At 39.2% G+C, this 24,219-nt stretch carries 18 protein-coding genes; 10 read left to right on the top strand and 8 right to left on the bottom strand.

Annotated elements, in window-relative coordinates:
* Nucleotides 1-3: 3 nt before the first annotated feature.
* Entirely contained in the window at nt 4-1,134 is a 1,131-nt protein-coding gene (locus B4Z47_RS11000) for a TlpA disulfide reductase family protein (RefSeq protein ID WP_286727330.1), read from the bottom strand.
* A 274-nt stretch (nt 1,135-1,408) separates the two neighbouring features.
* Between B4Z47_RS11000 and B4Z47_RS10995 the strand changes: the two genes are divergently transcribed.
* Entirely contained in the window at nt 1,409-1,759 is a 351-nt protein-coding gene (locus tag B4Z47_RS10995) for a helix-turn-helix domain-containing protein (protein ID WP_286727329.1), read from the top strand.
* Between the two features lie 29 nt (nt 1,760-1,788).
* Here B4Z47_RS10995 and B4Z47_RS10990 read toward each other — a convergent pair whose 3' ends face one another.
* The 7 genes from B4Z47_RS10990 to B4Z47_RS10960 form a co-directional block, all read right to left on the bottom strand.
* The gene (locus tag B4Z47_RS10990; RefSeq protein WP_286727328.1) at nt 1,789-2,616 is read right to left on the bottom strand and encodes a hypothetical protein; all 828 of its coding nucleotides are present in this window, start codon (nt 2,614-2,616) and stop codon (nt 1,789-1,791) included.
* 68 nt (nt 2,617-2,684) lie between these two features.
* The gene (locus tag B4Z47_RS10985; protein ID WP_286727327.1) at nt 2,685-3,056 is read right to left on the bottom strand and encodes a hypothetical protein; all 372 of its coding nucleotides are present in this window, start codon (nt 3,054-3,056) and stop codon (nt 2,685-2,687) included.
* Nucleotides 3,057-3,243: 187 nt separating this feature from the next.
* On the bottom strand, nt 3,244-3,936 hold the full coding sequence (locus B4Z47_RS10980) for a hypothetical protein (protein ID WP_286727326.1): 693 nt from the start codon (nt 3,934-3,936) through the stop codon (nt 3,244-3,246).
* 15 nt (nt 3,937-3,951) lie between these two features.
* Nucleotides 3,952-4,440: a hypothetical protein gene (locus B4Z47_RS10975; protein WP_286727325.1), complete on the bottom strand. Its 489-nt coding sequence runs from the start codon at nt 4,438-4,440 to the stop codon at nt 3,952-3,954.
* Nucleotides 4,441-4,588: 148 nt separating this feature from the next.
* Nucleotides 4,589-4,921, bottom strand: coding sequence for a hypothetical protein (locus B4Z47_RS10970; protein ID WP_286727324.1), 333 nt, complete (start codon nt 4,919-4,921; stop codon nt 4,589-4,591).
* 16 nt (nt 4,922-4,937) lie between these two features.
* On the bottom strand, nt 4,938-8,435 hold the full coding sequence (locus B4Z47_RS10965; protein ID WP_286727323.1) for a DEAD/DEAH box helicase: 3,498 nt from the start codon (nt 8,433-8,435) through the stop codon (nt 4,938-4,940).
* The gene (locus B4Z47_RS10960) at nt 8,432-10,174 is read right to left on the bottom strand and encodes a hypothetical protein (RefSeq protein ID WP_286727322.1); all 1,743 of its coding nucleotides are present in this window, start codon (nt 10,172-10,174) and stop codon (nt 8,432-8,434) included. Before B4Z47_RS10960 ends, B4Z47_RS10965 begins: the two co-directional genes overlap by 4 nt.
* Nucleotides 10,175-10,751: 577 nt before the next feature.
* Here B4Z47_RS10960 and B4Z47_RS10955 point away from each other — a divergent pair.
* From B4Z47_RS10955 to B4Z47_RS10915, 9 genes are all read left to right on the top strand, one after another.
* The gene (locus B4Z47_RS10955) at nt 10,752-11,822 is read left to right on the top strand and encodes a S41 family peptidase (protein ID WP_286727321.1); all 1,071 of its coding nucleotides are present in this window, start codon (nt 10,752-10,754) and stop codon (nt 11,820-11,822) included.
* Between the two features lie 52 nt (nt 11,823-11,874).
* On the top strand, nt 11,875-12,948 hold the full coding sequence (locus B4Z47_RS10950) for a DKNYY domain-containing protein (protein WP_286727320.1): 1,074 nt from the start codon (nt 11,875-11,877) through the stop codon (nt 12,946-12,948).
* Between the two features lie 177 nt (nt 12,949-13,125).
* The gene (locus B4Z47_RS10945; protein ID WP_286727319.1) at nt 13,126-13,680 is read left to right on the top strand and encodes a hypothetical protein; all 555 of its coding nucleotides are present in this window, start codon (nt 13,126-13,128) and stop codon (nt 13,678-13,680) included.
* 127 nt (nt 13,681-13,807) lie between these two features.
* The gene (locus tag B4Z47_RS10940; protein WP_112373850.1) at nt 13,808-14,335 is read left to right on the top strand and encodes an RNA polymerase sigma-70 factor; all 528 of its coding nucleotides are present in this window, start codon (nt 13,808-13,810) and stop codon (nt 14,333-14,335) included.
* Between the two features lie 96 nt (nt 14,336-14,431).
* On the top strand, nt 14,432-15,379 hold the full coding sequence (locus B4Z47_RS10935; protein ID WP_286727318.1) for a FecR family protein: 948 nt from the start codon (nt 14,432-14,434) through the stop codon (nt 15,377-15,379).
* Nucleotides 15,380-15,446: 67 nt separating this feature from the next.
* Nucleotides 15,447-18,791: a SusC/RagA family TonB-linked outer membrane protein gene (locus B4Z47_RS10930; protein ID WP_286727317.1), complete on the top strand. Its 3,345-nt coding sequence runs from the start codon at nt 15,447-15,449 to the stop codon at nt 18,789-18,791.
* A 53-nt stretch (nt 18,792-18,844) separates the two neighbouring features.
* Nucleotides 18,845-20,365 carry a RagB/SusD family nutrient uptake outer membrane protein gene (locus tag B4Z47_RS10925; protein WP_115047156.1) on the top strand — a complete coding sequence of 507 codons (1,521 nt, stop codon included), beginning with the start codon at nt 18,845-18,847 and terminating at the stop codon, nt 20,363-20,365.
* A 14-nt stretch (nt 20,366-20,379) separates the two neighbouring features.
* Nucleotides 20,380-22,212, top strand: coding sequence for an alkaline phosphatase (locus B4Z47_RS10920; RefSeq protein ID WP_236586130.1), 1,833 nt, complete (start codon nt 20,380-20,382; stop codon nt 22,210-22,212).
* 165 nt (nt 22,213-22,377) lie between these two features.
* Entirely contained in the window at nt 22,378-24,171 is a 1,794-nt protein-coding gene (locus B4Z47_RS10915) for an alpha-L-fucosidase (protein WP_236560109.1), read from the top strand.
* Nucleotides 24,172-24,219: the final 48 nt, after the last annotated feature.

Below are 24,219 nucleotides of genomic sequence, written 5' to 3'. Positions count from 1 at the left end.
AAATTAATCTGTGATATATTTAGAAAGTTGGAGTTCCAAATCTTCACCACGAAGGTTTTTGGCAATTATTTTTCCATTGGGATCGATCAGAAAATTTTGAGGAATCGATCGGATATTATAAAGCTTAGCGACCTGGTTATCCCAAAAATTAAGATCCGAAACCTGATCCCACTCTAATTTATCATCTGCAATAGCTTTTAGCCAGTTGTTCTTTTTGCCAGGTTGATCTAAAGATACGCCGAGCACGGTAAATTTTTTGTTTTTTAGGGCATGATAAGCTTTTACGACATTTGGGTTTTCATGACGGCAGGGACCACACCAACTTGCCCAGAAATCCAACAACACATATTTACCTCGATAATCAGCAAGGGAAATATTTTTACCTTCTGGGTTAGCTTGGGTAAAAGCCGGAGCAATCTGTCCGATCGACGTCGCTTTGGTTTGATCAATCTGTAGTGCAAAAGCTTTTCCTTTTTCTGAATGACGTATTTCTGGACTGAGCTGTTTGAAATATCGATCCAGGTCCTCAGCTTCGGGAGCATAACCAACGACCTCTGCAATACGGTCTAGGCTGACGAAAGAATTGGGATTCTCTGAAATAAAGGTTTCCAGGATTTTTTTATTCTCAAACTGATAGTTTTCGCTGAGCTGTTCGATTTCCTTTTTGAATTCAGGAGAGTTTCGTTGCTCTTGGCTTGCCGAAAAATATTTTGTATTCAGCGCATCACGCAAAGGGGCAATTTTCTCAAGTCGTGTCTTTAATTGGCTAAGCTCCGTATTCGTCTTTCCTCCTTGAACCGATGGATTTTTCAATGAATCGGTAGACTGAACCTTGATCGCTGTGTTTTCAAGATAGAATGTCAGACTTTTTGAACGTTGCGCTAAGGCCAGTGTTTTACCTACCGTTAGGCTAGCTATTGTCGGATCGGCAATCGTATAATTGAATTGAAATGTTCCATTTGAACCGATGTTAACCGAATCGACGCTGCGTTGAGTACCATTCCGATAGCTCAGAAAAGCTTTGTCCTGCGTGGTATAGCCAGTCACTTGACCGTTTAGCAAGGCAGTTTTATGCTGCGCCATAATCGCTGTAGAGAAAGTGAGCGATGCAATCAATGTAAATACTTTAGTCATATGTTTATTTTTTAAAAAAAACTACCAAATAAGTAGACTATTCAAAAATAAGTGGTTTGACTATTCATTTCCAACAGTTAGGTAGAAAATATTCCTATATTAAATGGCGTTATGAACATTTAATACGCCTTGGCGGGAAAGATTTTTCGAGGAGGTAACAATAGTTTTTAAATAAATAAAAATAAAGACTACTACATAAGTAGATTATATTTCAAATTTCTTATCTTTGGCTATACCGAATCCTGTGTTCACGTTAATTTGAATTCGACTAACCATGAGCAATGTAACATCACAAGAAATTATTAAAGCCGTTAAAGAGCGTAGGAAATATCTCAAGATATCACAAAGGGCAATGGCTGAACAGCTATATATTTCCTTAAAAGCCTATCAGAACCTTGAGATTGGAACGACGAAGATAGACATTGAACGTCTACAGCAAATTGCGGATATATTACAAACGGATATGAATAGTTTGATCAATCCTCCGACAGCTCAGATAAAGGGAGAAAAATTACCCTTATCAAATGAAAAGCAGCTTTTGCGGGACAAAGAAAGTTATATTTCTTATTTGGAGGAAAGTTTACAGTTTTACAGAAACCTCATTAAGGAGAATAATCTGATGTAGCCAAAGAGCTTCAAATTAGTATACATACACTAATTACTAGCTGGTTCAAAATGCAGATCGGAAAAACTACGTTTGGTAAGATTTATCCCTAATTCACCATAAGCTCCTTCAAAGGCCGATCTCAATGAAATGGATGACCGATAAATCGTTGGTCGATAATAGAAATCTTTGTCAAGATCTTTATCAGGAAATAGATACACAATAATCCATACACTATCGGCATTCGCATAAACGTTCAATTGTTTTCCATATGCTTGATTTCCAAGAGATGACTTTAAACGTACTAGTTGAGATGTCAGCGCTGAATCTATAAACAACAGGTCGTTTTGTTTAATTTCATAAGTTTGATCCGAAATAGAGTCTTTTGGACCGTCAAAAATTGCGTAATCAGAAAAACGTGACTTATTATAATATTGCGGAATGGGAATACTTGCCTGCTCTATTAATAACCTTCGTACAAAGTTACTGTCTACATAAAGATCCAAGTAACCATTTCTTAATACGGCCCTATTAAAATTTTTACAGGCAGCATCAAAGAATAAAACATTTTCCTTGATTTTCAAAGGGCCATGCAATGCCTCTCTCTCCAACTGTCTTGGATTTTTTTTAGGATCTATTAATGTAAGATTAATTGTATCTATGACCATTGAATAATCTATTATCCGATAAGTTGAATCACTGAACACCTCAATTGAATAATCACTCGCTCCATACATATCATTATTTACAGTAATCGCCTTTACGATTAAATTCTTGTTATTTTTTTGCTCACATGCATTAACAATAATTAGCACAACGATAAAACCCAAGGCTCGTAGAGCTATTAGAAAATTCATATAGACACTTTTGTTTATCATATATACTTTTTGTTTTTGCTACATTTTGATCGACGTAATACATTACGTCGATCAAATTTAACATAAAATTATACTGTATCCTCCCCTTCATCTTCTTTCATAATACTATGAATACGATCCTCTAAAACCTTTTTGTGCCAGGCATCCAACAGTAGTCTTGTATTTCCGATCAGATCATCTCCACCAGTCTCCATCATTTTCACCCACTCTTCTGCAAATTCCCTATATTCAACAATACTGTTTTCGGACTGTGTATATTGGATCAAATATTCCATCGCAAATAGATTAGCCCAGCGATTGGGTTGTATTGGATCACACATATACTCTGCAATGTCAATTTTATCAATAAATTCCTGTACAACTTCTTCCGGTGTGAAATTGAACAGATCGCAGAATTGTTTAAATGCCGTTGTCAATTTAATATTTTCGATTGTTTCCATTATTTATTTAATTTAAGAAGTCATCATTTTTTTATCCTAGTTATCTCTATTTAACCGCTGTAAGATTACGCCATCTTCATCAAAAGACAGGTTGTTTCCCAAACTTTCCAAAGGTTGTTTATAACTCAAATTAGTCCTCCTTAGTTTCCAAAAGATTATCTAGCCAGACGTGATAAAGTGCAACTCTTTAATCAAGATCCCGATAGAAAAAATATCGTTTATTAAGCTCCTGTAAATCCATTATAAATCGTTTAAAAAAAGATGTATTACGATATTCCCAATCAATAAGGCCGCCATAACCGTCAAGGACACGATGAATAAATCCCAAAACTGGATTATAAGTCGCTTTATCGAGGTGCATTGCTGCTAAAAAATCAGGTGTTGATGCCTGCAGCATCATGGTATTGATATAATGCGATGGATGAACGGAATTCATCATGCAAGTCAGCAGAAAATCCTTACTCAATTTAAAGTATATGTTTTCATCTAAATAAATTCGATCTTTAAGCATTACCTTTTTAGCAAAAAGATCATAAAGCTGCGCAGTAATAATACGCCCTCTATTTCTGCGTTCGCCGGTACTATAATTTCTATTGACTGCTAATTTTACCTGACGTCGCAATAATTTTATCCCAACATCCCTGTCATTATCTTTGAATTCGATCTTCAAACGATTATGGTCTTTAGGAATTTTATCATTGATAAAACGTATAGCCCTAGTCACAATATTATAGCTTGAATTATCTTTAAAATTTTGATCTATAAAAGAGTAATGATCCAAAAACAATTGGATAAAAGCTGGTACAGCGATACCAAAAAGCTCACATATTAACCGAAAATTTCGTGGTACCTTTAAAGGTACTCCAATTATATCTTCCATATTTTTTAATATTTTTTATTTATGTGCGATATAGCGGAAGCCAAAACTCTTGGCTTTAGTTTTCCGCAGCGGTGCACTCCCTTTCTTTCCTACGAACACGCCAATTTCATGCATCAAGCTTTTTATGCAAATTTTTTCTCCCAGATACTTTTCCGCATAACGCCATAGTTCAAGCGGTGTTCTATATTTCTTAAAATAATCCATCTCGATAAGCTTACCCAAAACGATTTCCACTACCATGCAATCGCATGCGAACTGTTCAGCTTGGGCTGAATCTTCTACCCTGATTTCCTCCATTAATTGAAAAAAAGTCATGGTTTCAACGGAATTGATAAAATATTCCATTTGATAGTATCGAATAGCCTTTTCTTCCCAAATCGTCAACTCAAACTGATAGCTAGATTTATTGTCAAATCTACTGATATCTATAGCCCTACGGTTAAATACCCAACTGAGATGCACCATAACTTCAAGATTTCCGGCCGGAATTTTAAGTTCTTCCATTTCCTTAACATAGGTTTGCTCTTATCCCATTAAGAAAGCCATTTCTTCACGGGTAAAACCGCAGCTGATCCGATTTAATATCAGGAGATAAATAATACCCGCATAGTACATGGAAAATTCTGCGCGAAATCTCTCTCTGCCAATATCATTAATTAAATTTTGCATGCTCCTCCTTTCTATCAACCGGATAAAAAGAATACCTTCCTTCTACATTTCTGACGACCAACCTGTTTTGCTGAATGAGTCCATACAGCACATTTTTCAAATGCCTTGGATAAATCTGGAGATGAACCTGTCCCGTTTCCTCAACTTTCCGAAACAGTTGCCAAGGAGCTGTGCCACCAGTTACAAACTTCAGATTCGATAGTCCGCCAATCTTTTGTTGCACATGCAATCTGGCATAAGTGTACCCAAGCTGAAAGTCGTGCGAAAACATCATTCCCCCATAGGATGCTTTTTTTGTAGATACTTTTTTGATCATTATAGTGTACAATTGGTTATTCAAATAATTTAAGCAGTTCATCTTTACTGATCGATTTCATTAGATTGGCCTCATCTAAAATCAGTCCTTCGGATATTCGTTTTTTACGTTCTTGAAGGGCTAAGATGTGCTCCTCTACGGAGTTCCGACAAACAATCTTATAAGCCATCACATGCTTTTCCTGTCCTATTCGATAACAACGATCTATTGCCTGTGCTTCGGCAGCAGGATTCCACCAGGGATCCAAAATATAGACATAATCGGCAGCCGTTAGATTTAATCCTGTTCCTCCCGCTTTAAGGCTGATTAGAAATACACGGCATTCGTCCTCGTTCTGAAATCTTTCGACCGCATTTTGCCGCTGATCTTGATTCATCTTACCATCAAGGTAGGCATAAGCTATTCCCTTATTTTCGATTCGTTGAGCCACCAGCTTAAGCATCGAAGTATACGCCGAAAAGAAAAGAATCTTATGATTTGGAGCGACTTCATCCATGATTTCATCAATAAAATCCAATTTAATAGATTCTTGACCGAAGCCGCCATCTTTCATCAGAATGGGCGAGTTGCAAAGCTGCCGTAGTTTTTGCAGCGCCTCGATCGCCAAAAATTTGGATTTCGTGGAGTCAGCGCTATTCAGATTATTTTCAATCTCTCCCTTGAATATTTTTCTGACCTTATCGTATATTTTTCTTTGCTCCGGAAGCATATCCATATACAGTATTGTTTCGGTCTTTTCAGGAAGGTCCAAAGCAACCTGTTTTTTTGTACGTCGAAGAATAAAAGGTTGGATCATCTTTTGGAGGCCAAGGACAGTTTCTTGCGCTGTATTTTCATCTTTGATCCCCTTATAGGCCTTGTTAAAATTTCGATAATCCCCAAAGAAACCAGGATTAACTAAAGACATTTGAGCATAAATATCTTGGATACCGTTTTCAACTGGCGTTCCTGTCACCGCTACACGGTAATCGGCCTTAACCATTGACAGCACTTCAAAACGCTTCGAATTACGGTTCTTGACGGCTTGGGATTCGTCCATAATCAGATAGCTAAAGTCTAAACTGGTTAAATACGCCGCATCAGTCAACATCGTTCCATATGTCGTAAGAACTACAGTGCCTTCCTCTTCAAAAATAAATGCTTCCCGATGTTTCCCATAATAGATTTCTATTTTTCGATAGGGGGCGAACTTTTTATATTCATTTTCCCAATTGAACAAAAGAGAGTTCGGGACAACCACTAAAGCAGATTTTCCTGTAGAATGCTGTTGATAAAAGTATTCCAGCACTGTTATAATCTGCAATGTTTTCCCTAAACCCATATCATCAGCCAAAAGGCCACCCCACTGAAATTCATTCAAAAAAGTGAGCCAGCTGAAACCTACCTGCTGATAAGGTCGTAATTGCGCTTTTAAGCTTCTAGGGATTTCCAAAAGAGGGATTTCATCCAAAGCTGCGAGTTTTTCACGACGTTCCCGAATACTGTCCTGAATAATTTTTTTATCTATTTTATCCAAAACCTTCTGCATAGACACAAGTTGAATTGTATTTAAAACAAAACAATCTTCTTCTCTTCTTCCTCCTAAAAACAGTGGCCTGAAGATTTCTCGGTCAGCGCGGCGTATAACGCCAAAAGTCCCATCAGTAAGAGTAAAAACTTTATCTGTTCCCATAATCAAATCCTCAAATTCATCCATTGAAATTGTTTGTCTTCCAAATTTCGGCCCCAGTAGAATTGAACATAAATTATTTTCCAGACGGATGTTACGTACAGTACAATTTAGAGGGAAAGGATAGTATGCGCTACCTTGCTGAAGATGGTCAATTTCTAACGAAATTTCATTGAGAGAACAGCTGTCCATGAAATCAAATAGCCAAGTGGTATTTTCAATTTCTTTCAAAGGAATCAACCAGTTATTTTCTAATGTTGTCTCCTTAAGAATCGGATGTTGTGTTTTAACAAATTCCTGAAAAACCTGTTCTTCGAGCTTATTCCTTTCAAAATACGCCAATTGATTCTGTCTCTCCTCTAAAATCAAATTGCTACTGGAGTTCAACAAAAACCTACCCTCTTTCTCATATTCGACAAAAGCCTCTATACAAAGGAATTGGTCAATTACAGAAATAGTAGCTATTTTTTTAAACGGCTTAAAGACTTGAGGAATTGTCATATTTTCCCCTAGCCTGTTTAAGATGACAAGCTCCGCTATTTTTGATAGGGGTATCAGATAATCGTTCAAGAAGGTATGATAATTCTCTTTAAAGACAGTCAATCTATATTTCCATTGTTTAAACTTTTGCAATACTCCAGCCTGGGTCGGGTTATCAATAAATAAAATTTCCTCGTTAGATATTTTCAGAAAGAAACAATTTTCATCCCCCAAAAACTCAGGACAATCTATTAGCTGGTTTCTGTAATAGAGACAAATTCGCATTTTCAGATATTGATCCTGATCATCAATTTCGACTTTGAGCTGCAAATTCCCCTGTGCTTTATTTAATGTCGCGGCACCCAGCACGCTCGAATTTTTCAAATTAATCTGATGTGCAAATCGATAGCGTTTAAATGTTTCGGCAAAACGTAATTTAACTGGAAACGGAGGATCCTCCAGTAAATCACGCCATATCTGTATAATTTCCCATTGTTTCCGCTCGAAGTAGTTGATATCTTCACTGATTAGATCCTTCTTCTCTTCCCGAAGTATTTTATCTTCATTAAGGAGGGCGGCAAATCGACGACTGAACAATTCCAGATACTGATCATAAGAATTTAAAGACATTTTCAAGTTACTTTCGTCCAATAGATAAGAGTGCGAAAAGGAACGAGAGCGTTTAAATTTATAATGAAAAGGGAAAAAAACAGGCAGACCAAAAGCGGAAAAATTTATTGTAACAAAAAAATACACTTCATCGTTTCGCTGTAAATCGAGATATCCTTCCAAGTTACGTGCAGGCAGACGAAGTCCACTCTCATAATCATTAGGAGCTAAACGATAAAATCGTCCATATTCATTATTCATTTCTACAGTTAACTCCGCATAAGAATAATTCTCACAGACCTTAAATGGCACGATCTTTTTCTTCCATGGTGGCAAATTATTGATTTCAGCCCGATATAGGCCCTTTAAATAATTGGGGTAACTATCCAGTAATTTATTCGATAGCAGGGTTGCTTCGTGTACGCAAAGCCCTGTTACATCGTCGCTACAAGAACAATTAATGCCGAGGTGTTCCGTAGTCAGCTCGATTTTAACCGTAGTACCCGAGAACTTTTTTAACTTAAGTTCATATTTCGGTGGATACGGTCGGACCTGAATAACAATATTCTCTCGTTCCATAAATGGAATCTCATCATCAGCATAATATTTGCTCAGGTAGCGCGGAGTCATTCTCCCTATAAATCCATCTTCCCAAGGAATTACAAGAGGTTCACTAGAATTTCTTTTTGGAAGTATTTTTTCGACTGAATGGATCTTAGCATCCGTCGTAATGCAGTTAAAGCCAATTCCTATCATATCACTTCGTTTAATTTAACCTCCGATTTCAGCTCCATATACCGTATGCTCTGATCACAGAGATCGACAAAGAAATCTGTAATTTCTCTCGCTTTTGACCTGAAGTAGTCCATATCAAGCTGAGCTAATTGTGAAGGAAGCTCATAGACCCGCCCTTTCATCTGTTTTAATAACTCTGCATGCAATATTTCCTCTACATCACCTCTGGCTGTAAAAAACTCCTGCACCTTTTTATCACAGATACAGGTCCAGTCCACAAGATTGGCTATCGTCACATTCATTGGGGCATACCCTATTCGTAGGTAGAGGTAACTGTATAGTCCAATTGACGTCAATTGATTTAAAAATAATACAGCCAATTGCGGACTAGCAAGTCCTTCAAAAGCAAATACACCTAGCAGATCTTGCATGAGTTTTGAATTGCGTGTCCATGAAATCGATGTCTTCAATAGTGTATCGTGCCAATTGACTGGGTTAACCGAATACGTCGGTTTATAACTCGGACGACGGTAAACAACAACAGATTCATTCCAGATGGTATGGGAGAAACGGCTGCCCAGATCCAGTTTTGTTGCCAGGAAATCTGTGCTCATAAAAGCTACAACTGCAGTAACTCGACCATAAACGATTTTTCGAAAATGACAGTGACCTATTTTCTTTTTTATTACTGCAAGGTAGATTTCTGCCTTTTCATTTTCCACCGCAGGAAAATGAAAAAGTCCTTTTCCATGCGCATCGCTGACGTAATAATTGAGCAGCATCATTTGTTCGGGATTATTCTCCTGACGAATCTGAGCCAGCACATGAAGTATATCTTCCTCATACCGTTCCGGCCAAGGAAATGCACGAAACTGCGAGGCCGCGGCATTCGATAATGTAGTCTCCTTCGCCACCAGATTACTTGCTGCAACTTCGACGTTTTTATTTGCGACTTTTTGTTCCTCTATTACCAACAATTTTTCATAGCCCGCTTTAAGGCCTTCCATAAAACTCAAGTACAGCTGTTCAATCGTATGAAGAACAAACTTGCAATGCTCATAAAGCCAGGAGGCATCAAAGGCGGAGATTTCGAGGTCCTTATTTTGTTTCACCGCATTAAAGGCACTGTCCAATAATTTAAAACGTTTCTTTTCTTCCTCATCCTTTCCGACAAGAGATTCCCTTAACATGGAAAAATGTTCATTGAGGCTTTTAATTCTGTTGCTAACATGATGTACGTTATTGGCTTTTCCGTCAATTATTAGCTGTAAAAAACGCAAATGATTTTCCATACTTTGATGTAACATAAATACAGCCCTTTGATAGTTGCCCTGCTGACCAAATGTTTCGGCCCCCTGTAGGAATCCCGCTGAAATAGGCAAGAGCTTCTGGTAATATTCATCAGCTATTTCTAGAACACTTTTTAGTTCTTTCGCTTGAAGGGGTGGGTTCTTTTTGCTACTAGCCTGATGAATGGTATTTTCAGGTAGGGAGGCATAGGAATAATACAGGCTGCCCACTTTGACTTTACTGAGCATTTCAGCAATTGGCACCAGCTCAAAGGAAATATTCTTCTGGTCCATTAAACATAATTCCACAATAGGTTTTAATACCTTCGGTGAAAGCCCGCTCACATGCTTGAGCGCAAGAAGCAAATGATAATGCTCCTGACCGAGAAACTGATATTTAAAAAGATAGGCACGATCGAGATCCATACGCTGAGAAAGCCGATCGATAATTAATTGGCTATTGATTTCCATACTAAATGATTTAAGATTAAAAATTTGGCACAATAAATTAACCCCAAACAGATCAGACCGTTACAGTTTATTATTGTAAATAATAAATACTTTATTGTAAAAAAAACAGTATTACAACCAAGGAGACTAAAGAGGGTTAACACATTACTACATATAGACGTTCGCCCCTTGGCTTTTCAGGAAATACCAGCATTTAAATCAAAATGTATTCAAATCATTCATTTAGCGAAAAAGTGTTCCACCGTCGCTGGCAATAAAGACAGAGAAAACACTTTGTTTTCCCATTAAAAGAAAAACAAAATAGAATACATTAATATAGTTTATACATACAAATATATAAATAAACAAAACCAAATCAAAATATTATTTATCATTAAAGTTTTAAATAAAGGATACGGGCCTGTACATAAACAGATGACTATTTATTTCTGGCTTTTACAAATTATAAATATATGCTACGAATTGTAAACACCTCACGAAACAATTCTATATTTCTACTATTTTTAGGCTATTCAATTTTTAAGCTATCAGAAAATACGCTATTTCTTAAATTGCATTAATTTTAACAACAATATCCATGACCAATACCAAATTATTCCTCATCTTTTGTCTTGTTTTCTTTGTTCGACCAATATATGGTCAAACCACCTGCAACTGCTCACAGGCACTTAAGCAATTAATTGTAAAAATAGAGAGCGAGTACCCTGGTTTTCCAGAAAAAACCAAGCAGAATAAGGACCTGTATCAAGCTAAAAAAAATATATTGACGAAGAAAAGCTTGCTGGTTTCAAATGGGACCTGTATGCAACTTTTGCAGGAATATCTTGACTTCTTCCACGATGAACACATTGTCTTAGATGATCTTTCCAAAAGGAAAAATGCTCCACAGACAAGTACCGAAACCCCAAAGGCAGAACCAGAAGAGGAAATAAGTTCAAAATCGATCAGTCCCGATATATTTTATATTAAGATCTCAAGCTTCGGGTACGAAAACATAGCCCCTTTCAAAGAGCTGATTGAAAAAAACAAAGAAAAGATCGAAAGCAGTAAAGGACTTATTATAGATGTACGAAACAACGGTGGTGGGACGGACGATGTATACCAGCCGCTGTTGCCTTACATCTTAACTAATCCCATCCGGATTATGAGTGTTGAGTTTTTTGCGACACAAACCTTAGTCGATGGGTTGCGTGATTATGCCATCAAAAATATCAAGCAGGATTCACTGAATGAAGTAAAAAGAATTGACGAAGATCTTCGGGAATACAGGGAGAATATCGGAAAATTTGTATTGTATGGTGACAAGAAGGTGATCATAGATACGATTGCTATTAATAAAAAAAGTCCGCAACAGGTCATTATCCTAGCCAATAGAAATGTAGCCAGTGCTGCCGAGAATTTTTTATTCAGTTCCCGCCAGAGCAAAAAAGTAAAAATCATGGGAACGCCGAGTATGGGCGCCCTTGACTATGGCTCTATACGTGAGTTCAAATTTGGTTGCGACAACTACCAGCTCCTTTTGCCAACCTATCGATCTACTCGACTACCACAATATCCGATTGACAATATAGGGATACAGCCCGATATCTACCTGGATGAATCCATTACAGACTGGATCGATTTTGCGGTGCGTTACATCAATGAATAATCAATAATTGCGATAAGGTATATCGTTGGCGAGTATGAAAAATATCTTAAAAATGGGAATAATAAGTGCTTTGATAGGTCTGCTCTTTTCCTGCAAAGAGCAAGTGAGTCCTTTGTCTGAAGATTACTACAAAAAGAGCGGTGCGATTTATTTTATACCGAGCGGAAACGGTTTTGAACGAGGTTCGAGAAAGATGGTTGCCGATGTGGCAAGTTTTGCTGTGATCAAAGAGGTCTATGCCCGCGATAAAGATCACGTCTATTTTATGGGATGCCCGCAAGAGCTGGTCGATGTAAAGACCTTTCAACTGAAAAACAACATTCCAATCGATCAGGAGCATGTATTCAAGTTTGAAGGTTTTGCTTCGGCTACTTCATCGTGTAGCCAAAATCAGCTCACCATTATCGAAGGTGCCGATCCTGCGACTTATACAACGTTATATCATCAACTTCCAGCACTAGCTAAAGATAAAGCACATTACTTTTATAGGTATCAACCGCTGAACGTCGACTATGCTTCATTCAACGTAGTTAACAGTAATTTTGTAAAAGATAAAAATCAGCTTTTCGTAGTAACAGACAAAGCGATTCTTCCGCTCCACTATAAAACAGAGAACGTTAAGGCTCTCAATAAAGCCTATCTACTACTGAATGACCGAATACTGCTCTACTACGAGCCTTATCAAAACATCGGTATCCTGGAGATCGAACTTCCTTCGTCAAACAACATAAAATTCCTTAATGATAAGACAGTAATCATTGACCAATTGGTGATTATCTCGGGTAAGCAATTTGAATATACAGCGGTCGATGCCGAAAGTTTCGAGCTATTGGAAGGGGCAAATGGAAAAGTCCTTTGGTCGCGCGACAAAAATCATGTCTATTACGAGCAACGATTATTTGCTGAAGCAGATCCGAAAACCTTCGAGGTTCTCAAGTTCGCTGTAGCAAAAGACGCGAACCACATTTTCATTGGAAATAAAATATTCAATGGCCCTGATGTAAAAAGCTTCAGAAAGGTTGATAAGCCGCGGGTAAACCATGATTTCGAAGATGACCTGGGCAACAAATACTGGTATCAAACCAACAAAGGGGAGGTTATTTTGGTTCCGGTTACTAAAAAGTGATCACACTAATCGGCTCAACAATAAGCAAAATTTGAGCCGATTAACCAATTTAATCGGCTCAACCCCAAAATTAGCGCTGCTCCTTCCCGATATCATCTGTCCAATCAACGGTTAATATTACACGCCAACAGGCTATAACTTACAATACACGGTATTGAAATATCCTTAGTTTATTCGGTGACTAATTCGCCCTATTTTATTCTAGGCAGATTTAACTACGATCATGCGATCTGGGCTTATGATTGGCTATATATGGATAAAGATGGCAACTTATTAGACACCATCAAAGCCCCGAATTTCTATATCCTGGATCAGGTGGGTAATTTGGTCTGGCCAGACAAACACATGTTACTCACCTCGAATGCCATGGAAAAGAATTGGAAGACCGGAAAAATAAAATATGTCGATTCATCAGAAGATCTTTATTTAATTGATGTGAAACGGGGTGATCTGGAACCTACAAAAGGCCTATGGAATTCAAGTGCAAAAACTTGGGATATAAATCCCGATTTCGAACATATTGAAACCTTAGATGGTAAACGACAAATCTTCGCATTACAGGAGCATAAAGATGGTTGCTATACTTTATACAACAATAAGACAAAACAACGAATCGGCAACAAAAGCTACATGACCATCAATCCCAACGGTTGGGTACAACCTAGAAATGAGCAGAATCGGGACGAGGGCTATTTTATTGACATTGCTACGGGCAAGGAATATAAAGAATAAAAATATACCGTTCAATTTCAGCTGAAATTCCCAAGATTAATTTATAACAGACAAAATATACTCTTTAAGATTTATTAACTTTAAAGGAATACTGAGTTATTAGCTTTGTCCAATTAAAACTGATCTTGTGAGCGAATTATTGATAGCATCATTAAAGCAGGGTGACCACTTTGCCATGGAACAGATTTTTAATCTGTATTGGGAAGCCATATTTGATGCAGCTTTTAAGAAAATAGGTGACGAAAATGTGGCTCAGGACATTACCCAGGAAATCTTCATTTCGCTTTGGGAAAACCGTGAACAGGTCATCATATCTGGTGGCCTCGCAGCCTATCTACATGGGGCTGTAAAATTCAAAGTAATCAACCATTTTCGGAATACAACAGTTAAAGATGGACACAAAGCCGAACTAGCGACTTTAATGAACCAACAATATGCAGATTCAGCGGACGATTTGCTGATCTTAAAAGATGCGCAACAAAAAGTTGAAGAAGCGTTGATGCAGCTTCCCGAACGTATGCGGCTGGTCGTCACAATGAGCCGCAAGCAAGAAAAATCAATCAAGGAAATTGCGAGCGAGCTGAATGTATCGGTACAAACCGTCAAGAATCAAATTACCTCGGCTATGAAACTGCTCAAAAAAAGCCTCTCTTAGGCAGTTCCTACATTTTTTTGAGTGTTAACAATAATTTAATATACTCCTAATATTTTCGACTAGTACCATTTCCCATTTGAAGTGACATGTATTCAAATGATGGAAGAAAAAGCAAAGCAGCTACTGCAAAAATATTTAAATGGAGAGGCCAGCGCCACCGAGATTAAACAAGTCGAAGATTGGTACGCCCAACTGGATAACGCATCAAAAAAAATTCCGCAGGAACGCAAAGCGGCCTTGCGCGAACAATTATTGGCCAATATCCAGTCCGGTATTTCAGAAAAGGAAAGTAAACGACCTTCCCTGCTGTATTCACCTGTATTCAAAATAGCGGCCGCTATTTTAATGATTGCTTCCATAGGACTTCTTTATTGGAAAGTAAATAATCAACCTATCGCACCATCTGCGCAGATCGTCACAACAACCCTTGCAGGTGAACATAAAAAGATTGTATTGGCAGATGGTTCGGAAATTATCATGGAACCATCTTCAAAAATCAGCTATCCAAGTACATTCAAGGGAAATATCCGTGAAATAGCACTTACCGAGGGGGAAGCCTTCTTTGCTATTGCCCACGACGAACAACACCCATTTCAGGTGCAGCTTGCATCCAAGCTAGCGGTTAAAGTATTGGGTACCTCCTTTCGGATAAAAGCTTATCAGGCTTCCGACCAAGTCGAAGTCACCGTTGCTACCGGTAAGGTAGCGGTACAGCAACAAGATAAAATCTTGGGTATATTAACCAAAAACCAAAGTCTATGCTACAGCAAAGAAACCGCACAATCTTCGCGTAGCGTAGTAGAAAAAAACACAGCTGTCGCCATAGCGTTTGATGGAACAAACCTCCAAGAGGTCGCAAAAAAACTGGAATATATCTACAACATTGAAATTATCTTAAAGGATACATCGCTTTCGGCCCTAAAAACAACAGCCACATTCAATAGCACACAAAGTCCAGCAGAAATACTGGATATTATCTGCAGCCTGCATCACCTTAAGTACAGAACGATTGAAAAGGATAAAATATTTAAAATCCAAAAATAATGTCTAAAAATTTACCTAAAACATCTTAGTCACCATGCGCAATTCATTACCTAATCATTACAAAAAAATGAAAACACCTGCATTCAAAAGAGAATTCTCTTTTTATCGGATCATGAAGTATCCCTGCATTGCATTTTCGATTACGTCGGTATTTTGCAGTTCACTAATGGCCTCACCCGGTATGGCCCAACGTTTGGACAAAAGCAGCGTAAACATCAAAATAAGCAAGGGCGAAAAACTCGATGTCATCCTCCACAAAATCGAGAGTCTTTCGGGCCTTCATTTTGTTTACAACCCTGACCTATTGCAAGAACGCAACACCGTCTTAAGCGGTAGCTTTAAAACCGAGCCTGTTCGCTCACTGTTGAATAAACTCGGAATCAATGCGGTAGAAAAGGAGGACTATGTGATCCTGAACACGCAAGCAAACCTCAAGGCAGACCGCATCGTGACAGGTTTTGTAAGAGATACAACAGGGGCTGCAATTGTAGGTGTTTCTGTAAAAGTAGTGGGTACGCAGGTAGGAACCACAACAGATACAAAGGGTGCATTTCGAATTGAGGCTGGACCACAAGCCGTCCTTTCTTTTTCGATGGTCGGATTTCATTCTAAAGATGTTTCTGTTGGTGAAAATGAAGTTATCAATGTAACGCTAAGCGAAGAACGTTCGACCCTATCCGAAGTTGTTGTTGTTGGTTATGGAACCCAGAAAAAAGAAACATTAACAGGAGCTATAGGTGTGGTATCCCTTGATAAATTATCCTCACGCTCGGTAAACAGTGTCGGTGAAGTATTAGCCGGAAAATCTCCGGGTGTCATTGTGACAAACGAAGGTGGCGATCCGACATCGCCCCCACGTATCAATATTCGGGGTGCTGGTGGTATCAATGGTGAAAATGTACTCTACGTTATTGACGGTTCGATTTTCTTAGGTACTCCACAATTAAATCCCAACGACATTGAGTCTATTTCCGTATTAAAGGATGCTTCTGCAGCTATCTATGGTGCGAGAGCTTCTGGTGGTGTGGTATTGATCACCACAAAAAAAGGAAAAAAAGGACAGATGCAAATTAATGTTGATGCCAAGATCGGCCAGCAAAGTGCATGGCGTAAATTAAAACCTTTAAACGCCGAACAACGTGCCGAGGTCGCTGCAACAGCTGCAAAAAATGGTGGGACAACCATTTTACCAGCTTTCGATCCGGCTAAATATCCAGAAGGTTTAGTAACCAAAACAAACTGGATGGATGAGGTATTTAGAAACGCGACATTGCAAGATTACAATGGTGCAATTAATGGCGGAAATGAAAAATCAAATTTTTACTTAAGTTTCAATTACCGCAAAGCAGAAGGTATTGTACTCAATACGAAAACGCAGCGTTACAACTTCAGGATAAACTCAGAGCATCAAGTTACACCATGGTTAAAAATAGGTGAAAATCTTTCCTATAGCAGTACCAACGGAAATGGTGCTAATACAAGCAGCGACTATACAGGAGCGCTATTGTCGGCCATTTATTATCCAACCAATGGAACACCTTATAATGCCGATGGCAGTTTTGCGGGTCTTCCGGGTCCTTTCCCTGGTGACTATGGTGATATCATCAACCCTGTTGCAGAATTAATGCGCATCGATATAAACAATCCGGTCAATGTCCTGGTTGTGAATCCATACGCCAACATCCAATTGGCAAAAGGCTTAACTTTTAGATCCAACTTAAGCATTACAAAATCGAACATTAGATATAAAAGCTTTACACCAAAACGTCCTGAAATAGGTAAACCCGTTTTGAGCAATAGTCTGGTGGAAAGAGCGAGTGACGCAAATGATATCCTTGCCGAACAAGTCCTAAATTATAAAACCAAATTTGACCATCATCAACTTGATTTGACCGGAGGTTATAGTTTTCAAAAGACAAAAAACACCTATCTATATACTTCCGGAGCAGGTTTTGACGATGAGTCCAAACAATACCGTTATTTAACAAATGCCAATACCATTCAACCTTCAGAAAGTGGCTACGCTTCAACAGCAATATCTTCGCTATTCTTACGAGCAAATTACAGTTACAATGATAAGTATTTACTATCGTTGATTGGTAGACGCGATGGGTCATCCATGTTGACAAAGGAAAATAGATTTAAAAACTACGCTTCTGCATCAGCAGGATGGGTAATCAGCAAAGAAGAGTTTTTAAAATCAGTAACCTGGTTAGATCAATTAAAATTACGCGGTAGCTATGGTATTTTAGGTAATCTCGGTAGTTTGTCAGCTGCAGCTGTCAACCCGCTACTAGCATCGACACAAAGTTATTTCGGTCAAACACCGACCTTACAAAAAGGATACGTACAAACGATTCTGGCCAACAAGAACCTCACTTGGGCTGAAAGTAAACAGACTAATATAGGTTTAGATTTGGGAATTTTCAACCATTTTAACTTAGTCGCCGATTATTTTATTAAGGAAACAAATAAAATGATCTTAACCCGTTCACTACCAGGCACAGCAGGCTTAAATAGTCAAACGATCAACGCGGGTTTAGTTAAAGACAGGGGTATCGAGCTAGGATTGACCTATAATAGTTCAAGAAATTCCGACTTTACATATTCCATCAATGCAACCTTAACCAAATTAAACAACAAGGTTGAAGAATTAGCACCGGGCTTGAACACCATTGCTGTGGGTACTAATTTCAGAAATGAATTGGCTCCGCTCTCTATTACCGTCGGTCAACCGCTCTACAGCTACTATGTGCTCAAAACAGATGGTATCTTCCAGAGTCAGGCCGAAGCTGATAATTACAAAAACGCCAATGGACAAAAAATTCAGCCGAATGCAAAAGCAGGAGATTTCAAATTTGTAGACATCGATGGCAATGGTTCAATCGGACCTGAAGATCGTTATTTTGCGGGCAGTGCATACCCGGATTTCTCCTATGGATTGAGCTTTAATGCGAATTATAAGGATTTTGATTTCAATATTTTTGCTCAGGGCGTTCAAGGCAACAAGCTTTTCAACGCTATCAAAAGAACAACGTATAGTGCAAGTGGCCCTTCTTACAATAAGTTAACGGGTATTTTGGACGCCTGGTCTCCAGAAAATCCAAATGGTAAAGTGCCAATCATTTCCAACTCGGATGCGAACGGAAACTTCAATGCATCCGATTTTTACATTGAAAACGGTTCTTACCTCCGCATTCGTAACGTTACATTAGGCTACACTTTACCAAAATCAATTGCAAGCAAATTTAAGACGGGTAACGTACGCATTTATGCAACAGCCAATAATCTGTTCACCATTACAAAATATACAGGTTTTGACCCAGAAATTGGGATGGATAACAATGGTCTTGATGTCGGCCGTTATCCACAAGCCCGAAGCTTTATTGTCGGTTTAAATGTCAATTTCTAATCTTAAAACAATGCAGATGAGTTATACTTATCAGCCCTAAAAAATAAAAAAAAATGAAAACGAATATAAAATACCTTGCAATAGCTGCACTAGCATTTTTTGCATCGTGCAACAAACAGTTAGATATAACGCCAGAGGGCTCCCCGTCTGCACAGAATTTCTGGAAAACGGAACAAGATGCGATCAAAGCAGAAGCTGGTATGTATGAAAAGTACAACGAAGAGGATTATTATGGCCGTGGAATGTTCTGGTTTATTAATGCCAGTGACGACATGGTGACCGGACGTAACAAACCCGAAGCGGACAATATCAAAAATTTCAACCGCAATTACATCGGTGGCGGTTATACAGAATCGCAATGGAGCATGCGTTATGCGATTATAAAAAGGGCCAACGATATTATTATCAATGTTCCCAATATCTCCATGGATGAAGCTCGAAAAAAACAAATCATTGGTGACGCCTATTTCAATGCAGGCCTGGTTTATTTTCAGCTGGCAGCAAACTATGGTAACGACAAGGCAGGTGTGCCTATTGTTACGCCTGAAACAGATGCTTCCGTTCCGGTAGCCAGAGCAAACAACGTTAACGAAAACTACGATTACATCATTTCACTGCTATTAAAAGCGGCCGACAACCTTCCTTATTTTTCTGAGATGAAGGATACCGATTATGGTAAAGCCCACAAAACAGCTGCATGGGCCTATTTATCAAAAGTATATCTGTACAAAAAAGATTATACCAATGCAGCGAAGTACGCGGATATGGTGATCAGTTCAGGCAAACATGAATTATTGATCAACTTTGTGGATGTGTTTAAAGCCGCCAACAACTGGTCCAAAGAATATATCTGGTCGGTGGTCTGTACGCCAAATGGTGGTGGTACTGGCTGGGGCAGCAAACTTCCAGGTGTAATGTTGACCAACAAAGCTTGGGGAATTTACAACGGCTGGGGTTACTATCTGCCGACAAAAGAACTTTACGATTCTTTTGAAACAGGTGACTTGCGTCGTGAAGCAACAATCTTGAAACCAGGAGACAAATTCCAGTTTTTTGGCGCAGAACGTACATTTACTAAAGACGGTGGCGCGACTTCGAACTATCAGTTCAAAAAATATATGGAACCATTTTCATATGCCAACCCTATTCCAACACATGTCAATCCAAATGGTGACAACGGCACTACAGACCTCAATGTACCCTTGATGCGTTATGCCGAAGTATTATTGATTAAAGCTGAGGCGGCCATTAATTTAAATGGCGCTGGTGCTGGTGATACCGAATTAAATAAAATTAGAAAAAGAGCTGGTTTAATCGCAAAAAGCGGAATGACCCTTGCTGACCTAAAACGTGAGCGCCGCAATGAACTTGCTGGTGAATGGGCAGACCGTCACCGCGATTTGGTCAGATGGGGCGATGCGCAAGCTACCTATGCCAAACCGCTACACGATTTTGATGGTGCTGTAATTTGGCCGGCTAGAAATTTCAATCCGCAAGTACATGATGTCTGGGCAGTTCCACAACGCGAGATCGACAACAGTTCCGGTGTCATTAAACAAAATGCAGGATGGTAAAAAACACTAAATTAATGTGGCTGCTATTTGCCAGCCTAAGCATTCAGTCAGTTTCTGCACAACAGAAACTGACTGCCAATGCAGGTCATAGCCACAATGATTACAAACAACAAATCCCGCTGTTGGAGGCTTACTATGCTGGAATGGGCTCTATCGAAGCGGACGTCTTCTACCGCAATGGGGAGCTCTACGTTGCTCATGAAAGCAGCGAAATCAAACCAGGGAAGACATTAAAAAAACTTTACATCGACCCCTTAGTTGCTTTCTTTAAGGAGAACGGCAATAAACCTTATGCCAAACCTGAGCAAACCTTGCAGCTTGTGATTGATATTAAGGAAAATTACGAACAGGTATTGTCTAAATTGTTAGCCGATTTGAAGGGCAACGAATCTGTATTCGACCAGCAGAAAAATCCTTCCGCCATTAAAATTGTCGTCAGCGGTGAAATCCCTCCGCCCGAAAAGTTCGACAATTATCCATCGATGATTTATTTTGATGGTAGGCCGGAAAAAGACTATACGCCGGCACAGCTCAAACATATTGGGATTATTAGTCAGGATATTAAGCAGTATTCTGTCTGGAATGGCAAAGGAACTCCCACTCCGCCCGACCTTGAAAAGATGAAATCTGTAATAGACAAAGCGCATAAATTAGGTAAACCCTTTCGTTTTTGGGCTACGAAAGATAGTCCCAATAGTTGGAAAGAGCTTGGTCACATGGGGGTAGACTGGATCAATACAGACCACCCTACTGCACTTAAGAATTTCTATTTAAACAACGCTAAAGTCGAATATGCAAATCCAAAGGCCTACATTTCCTATCAGCCAACCTATAAAAATGATGGTGCAACGAGCAAGGTCAAGAATGTTATTTTACTCATTGGTGATGGAATGGGCTTAGCCCAAATACAAGCAGGTTTAAGTGCCAATTTTGGTCAGTCCAATATTATCAATATGAAACATATTGGTCTTTCGCGCACCGAAGCATCCAACTCGGATTTTACAGACTCCGCTGCGGGCGGGACAGCTTTGGCTACTGGACATAAAACCAATAACCGTTACATTGGCGTGGATGCAGACGGTAAATTGTTGAGCGCTATTCCTGATACACTTGCTCAACACGGGATCAAAAGCGGTATAATCAGTGCGGGAGATATTACAGATGCCACTCCGGCTGCATTTTACGCACATCAGATCGATCGGACCATGTCACAGGAAATTGCGGCAGATTTCAAAAATAGCCATGTGGATATTCTCGTTGGATCCCGTCGCGAAAGCTTCCTCAACAACAAGGATAACACGCTGATGAAGCAACTGACGGCAAAAGGTTATAAGCTTCAGCAAAATTTAGGTGATTTTGAAAAAGCGACATCAGGCAAACAGCTCGTACTCCTGGCGGATTCTGCGACACGAAGAATACTCGATGGACGGGGAGAAATGCTAAAAACTTCCCTCTCAAAAACGATTGAGCTTTTGTCTAAAAATAAAAATGGCTTCTTTATCATGGCCGAGGGTGCACAAATTGACTATGGAGCCCATGCCAACGATCTTCCCTATGTTGTTACCGAACAACATGACTTTGATCGGCTTGTCGGGGAAGCCCTAAAATTTGCGGACCAAGATGGTGAAACACTCGTCATTGTCACTGCAGATCACGAAACTGGCGGACTTTCCCTGTTGGATGCCAATTATAAAAAGGGAACTGTTAGGGGCAATTTCAGTAGCGATGACCATACCAATATTATGGTACCTGTCTTTGCTTATGGACCAGGTGCGCAAAATTTTATTGGCATCTACAACAATACAGCAGTTTTTAAAAAGATTATCCAGGCCTTTAACTTGAAATAATCGCGTTAAAGCTTCATACTAAACAAAGACCCTTCGTTTAAATACGAGGGGTTTTCACTTTTTTACAGACGACATTTTATCCTTCACAGCCACTTCAAAACCCAATTTAAGGATCGATATTCGATTTTTTGCCTATCTTGTAAGTCAAAAAACAGAACAACCTTTATGATACCATCAATCAAGCGACTACTGATTCTGTCATTATTGCTATTCAGTATTTCGGCCAAAATATTTGCACAAACTTCTGAAAAAGCCTCATGGTTTAAAGATGCCCGCTTTGGCATGTTCATTCATTGGGGGCTGTACAGTGCAGCTGAAGGCATGTGGAAGGGCGAACCTTTGCGTTATATGAATAACTATGCCGAGTGGTTAAGATATCGCAACCGCGTCTCCAAAGAAGAATACGGTACCTTGGCAAAACGTTTCGACTGGAGTAAAATAGATCCTGAGCAATGGGTTCTTCTAGCAAAAGAAGCTGGGATGAAATACATTATCATCACCGCCAAACATCACGATGGTGTTGCTCTTTGGGACACAAAAGTTGGTCATTATAGCCTTCCACAATTGAGTGGTTCCAATCGGGATGTCATCAAAGATATTGCAGTAGCCTGTAGAAAGCACGGCATGAAATTGGGTTTTTATTATTCACATTGGATTGACTGGGAACATCCATACGGTTGGAACCATCAGCAGGAGCTGTCGGGACATGTTACCGATGCCCAATACAATCAATATTGGCAAGAAAAAGTCATCCCTCAACTGCGCGAACTGATGACCAATTATGGCGACATTGCCTTGATATGGTTCGACATGTGGATCCCTTATCAAAAATCTATTATTAAAAAAGAACAATTACTTCAAGTTGTCAAACTTATCCGTGAACTACAACCTAATTGCTTGATTAATTCACGTCTAGGTCTTCCTACGGATGCAGAGAATGTGGATTTCGAGACATTAGGTGACAACCAATTTGGTAGCAATTATATTAACCATCCCTGGGAAACCCCTGGGACGATTGCCCATTCTTGGGGATACAATGGCCAGGAAAATGAATGGAAATCAACCAGTCAAATTTTCCAGTCCTTAATCTCCAATGTAAGTCTCAACGGCGGGTTCACCTTAAATATCGGACCACGTGCCAATGGAATGGTGCCCTACGAAAGTGTCAGTCGTCTGCACGAAGTCGGAAATTGGCTAAACACATACGGAGAGGGCATCTACGGCAGCACCGGCCTTGGTCTAAAAAACAACCAGTTCGATTGGGGTTACCTGACAACTAAAAAGGAAGGGCAAAAAACAGTCGTGTATGCACACGTCTTTAATTGGCCCTTAGACCATACACTTCGGATTACAGGAATCAAATCGACACCAGAACAGGTTTCCCTGATGAAGGGAAGTGTATCAACGGCACTAAAATTTGATCAAAGTCTCAGTTTAATCCATATCCAATTGCCTGACGCGCAGCCGGATCATTATGTTTCAGAAGTTAAATTAACCTTTAATGGGCCGATGGAACTAGACAAAAATACGGTCTCAGAATCAACCTTTGGTGGCTTTTCATTGAAATCAACCAATAGCCTCAACCAAGGACTCAAAATCGTACGCTATAATGGAAAAAATCCAACGCATGCGATCCTGACGGGGGATACGAAGATCGATTGGGAGGTAACCATCCCTGAAGCGGGCATCTACTCACTCGATTTTTCAGCACATAATCCCAATAAAGAAAACAGTGTTTTTGAAGTCAGTACGACCAATCAGCGGTTGAAAGGGAGTTTTGCTTCGACCAACAAAATGGTGGTCGAGCCCAATGAAAACAACTATACAGAAGAATTTGTCGAAAACCGCATCGGCAAATTTAAATTCGATAAGCCCGGAAAGTATATCATAACCTTTAATAGTAAACAAGTACAACCACTTTGGTTCAACTGGATGTGGCTAGAAAAAATTAAGAATTAGACAGAAGGTCTTAGGCACAGAAGAGGTAAAATACTAGCAGGTATATTG

It is taken from the genome of Sphingobacterium sp. UBA2610 (assembly GCF_002339225.1).
Lineage (GTDB): Bacteria > Bacteroidota > Bacteroidia > Sphingobacteriales > Sphingobacteriaceae > Sphingobacterium > Sphingobacterium multivorum.
Note: the sequence above shows the minus strand (reverse complement) of the source record. Positions and strands in the feature narration are given on the sequence as shown.

Coding starts and splice junctions, on each gene's coding strand:
- B4Z47_RS10930 (WP_286727317.1), top strand. CDS start 15,447: ATGAAAACACCTGCATTCAAAAGAGAATTCTCTTTTTATCGGATCATG.
- B4Z47_RS10970 (WP_286727324.1), bottom strand. CDS start 4,921: ATGATCAAAAAAGTATCTACAAAAAAAGCATCCTATGGGGGAATGATG.
- B4Z47_RS11000 (WP_286727330.1), bottom strand. CDS start 1,134: ATGACTAAAGTATTTACATTGATTGCATCGCTCACTTTCTCTACAGCG.
- B4Z47_RS10975 (WP_286727325.1), bottom strand. CDS start 4,440: ATGGAAGAACTTAAAATTCCGGCCGGAAATCTTGAAGTTATGGTGCAT.
- B4Z47_RS10955 (WP_286727321.1), top strand. CDS start 10,752: ATGACCAATACCAAATTATTCCTCATCTTTTGTCTTGTTTTCTTTGTT.
- B4Z47_RS10925 (WP_115047156.1), top strand. CDS start 18,845: ATGAAAACGAATATAAAATACCTTGCAATAGCTGCACTAGCATTTTTT.
- B4Z47_RS10980 (WP_286727326.1), bottom strand. CDS start 3,936: ATGGAAGATATAATTGGAGTACCTTTAAAGGTACCACGAAATTTTCGG.
- B4Z47_RS10965 (WP_286727323.1), bottom strand. CDS start 8,435: ATGATAGGAATTGGCTTTAACTGCATTACGACGGATGCTAAGATCCAT.
- B4Z47_RS10960 (WP_286727322.1), bottom strand. CDS start 10,174: ATGGAAATCAATAGCCAATTAATTATCGATCGGCTTTCTCAGCGTATG.
- B4Z47_RS10995 (WP_286727329.1), top strand. CDS start 1,409: ATGAGCAATGTAACATCACAAGAAATTATTAAAGCCGTTAAAGAGCGT.
- B4Z47_RS10990 (WP_286727328.1), bottom strand. CDS start 2,616: ATGATAAACAAAAGTGTCTATATGAATTTTCTAATAGCTCTACGAGCC.
- B4Z47_RS10985 (WP_286727327.1), bottom strand. CDS start 3,056: ATGGAAACAATCGAAAATATTAAATTGACAACGGCATTTAAACAATTC.
- B4Z47_RS10935 (WP_286727318.1), top strand. CDS start 14,432: ATGATGGAAGAAAAAGCAAAGCAGCTACTGCAAAAATATTTAAATGGA.
- B4Z47_RS10950 (WP_286727320.1), top strand. CDS start 11,875: ATGGGAATAATAAGTGCTTTGATAGGTCTGCTCTTTTCCTGCAAAGAG.
- B4Z47_RS10915 (WP_236560109.1), top strand. CDS start 22,378: ATGATACCATCAATCAAGCGACTACTGATTCTGTCATTATTGCTATTC.
- B4Z47_RS10920 (WP_236586130.1), top strand. CDS start 20,380: ATGTGGCTGCTATTTGCCAGCCTAAGCATTCAGTCAGTTTCTGCACAA.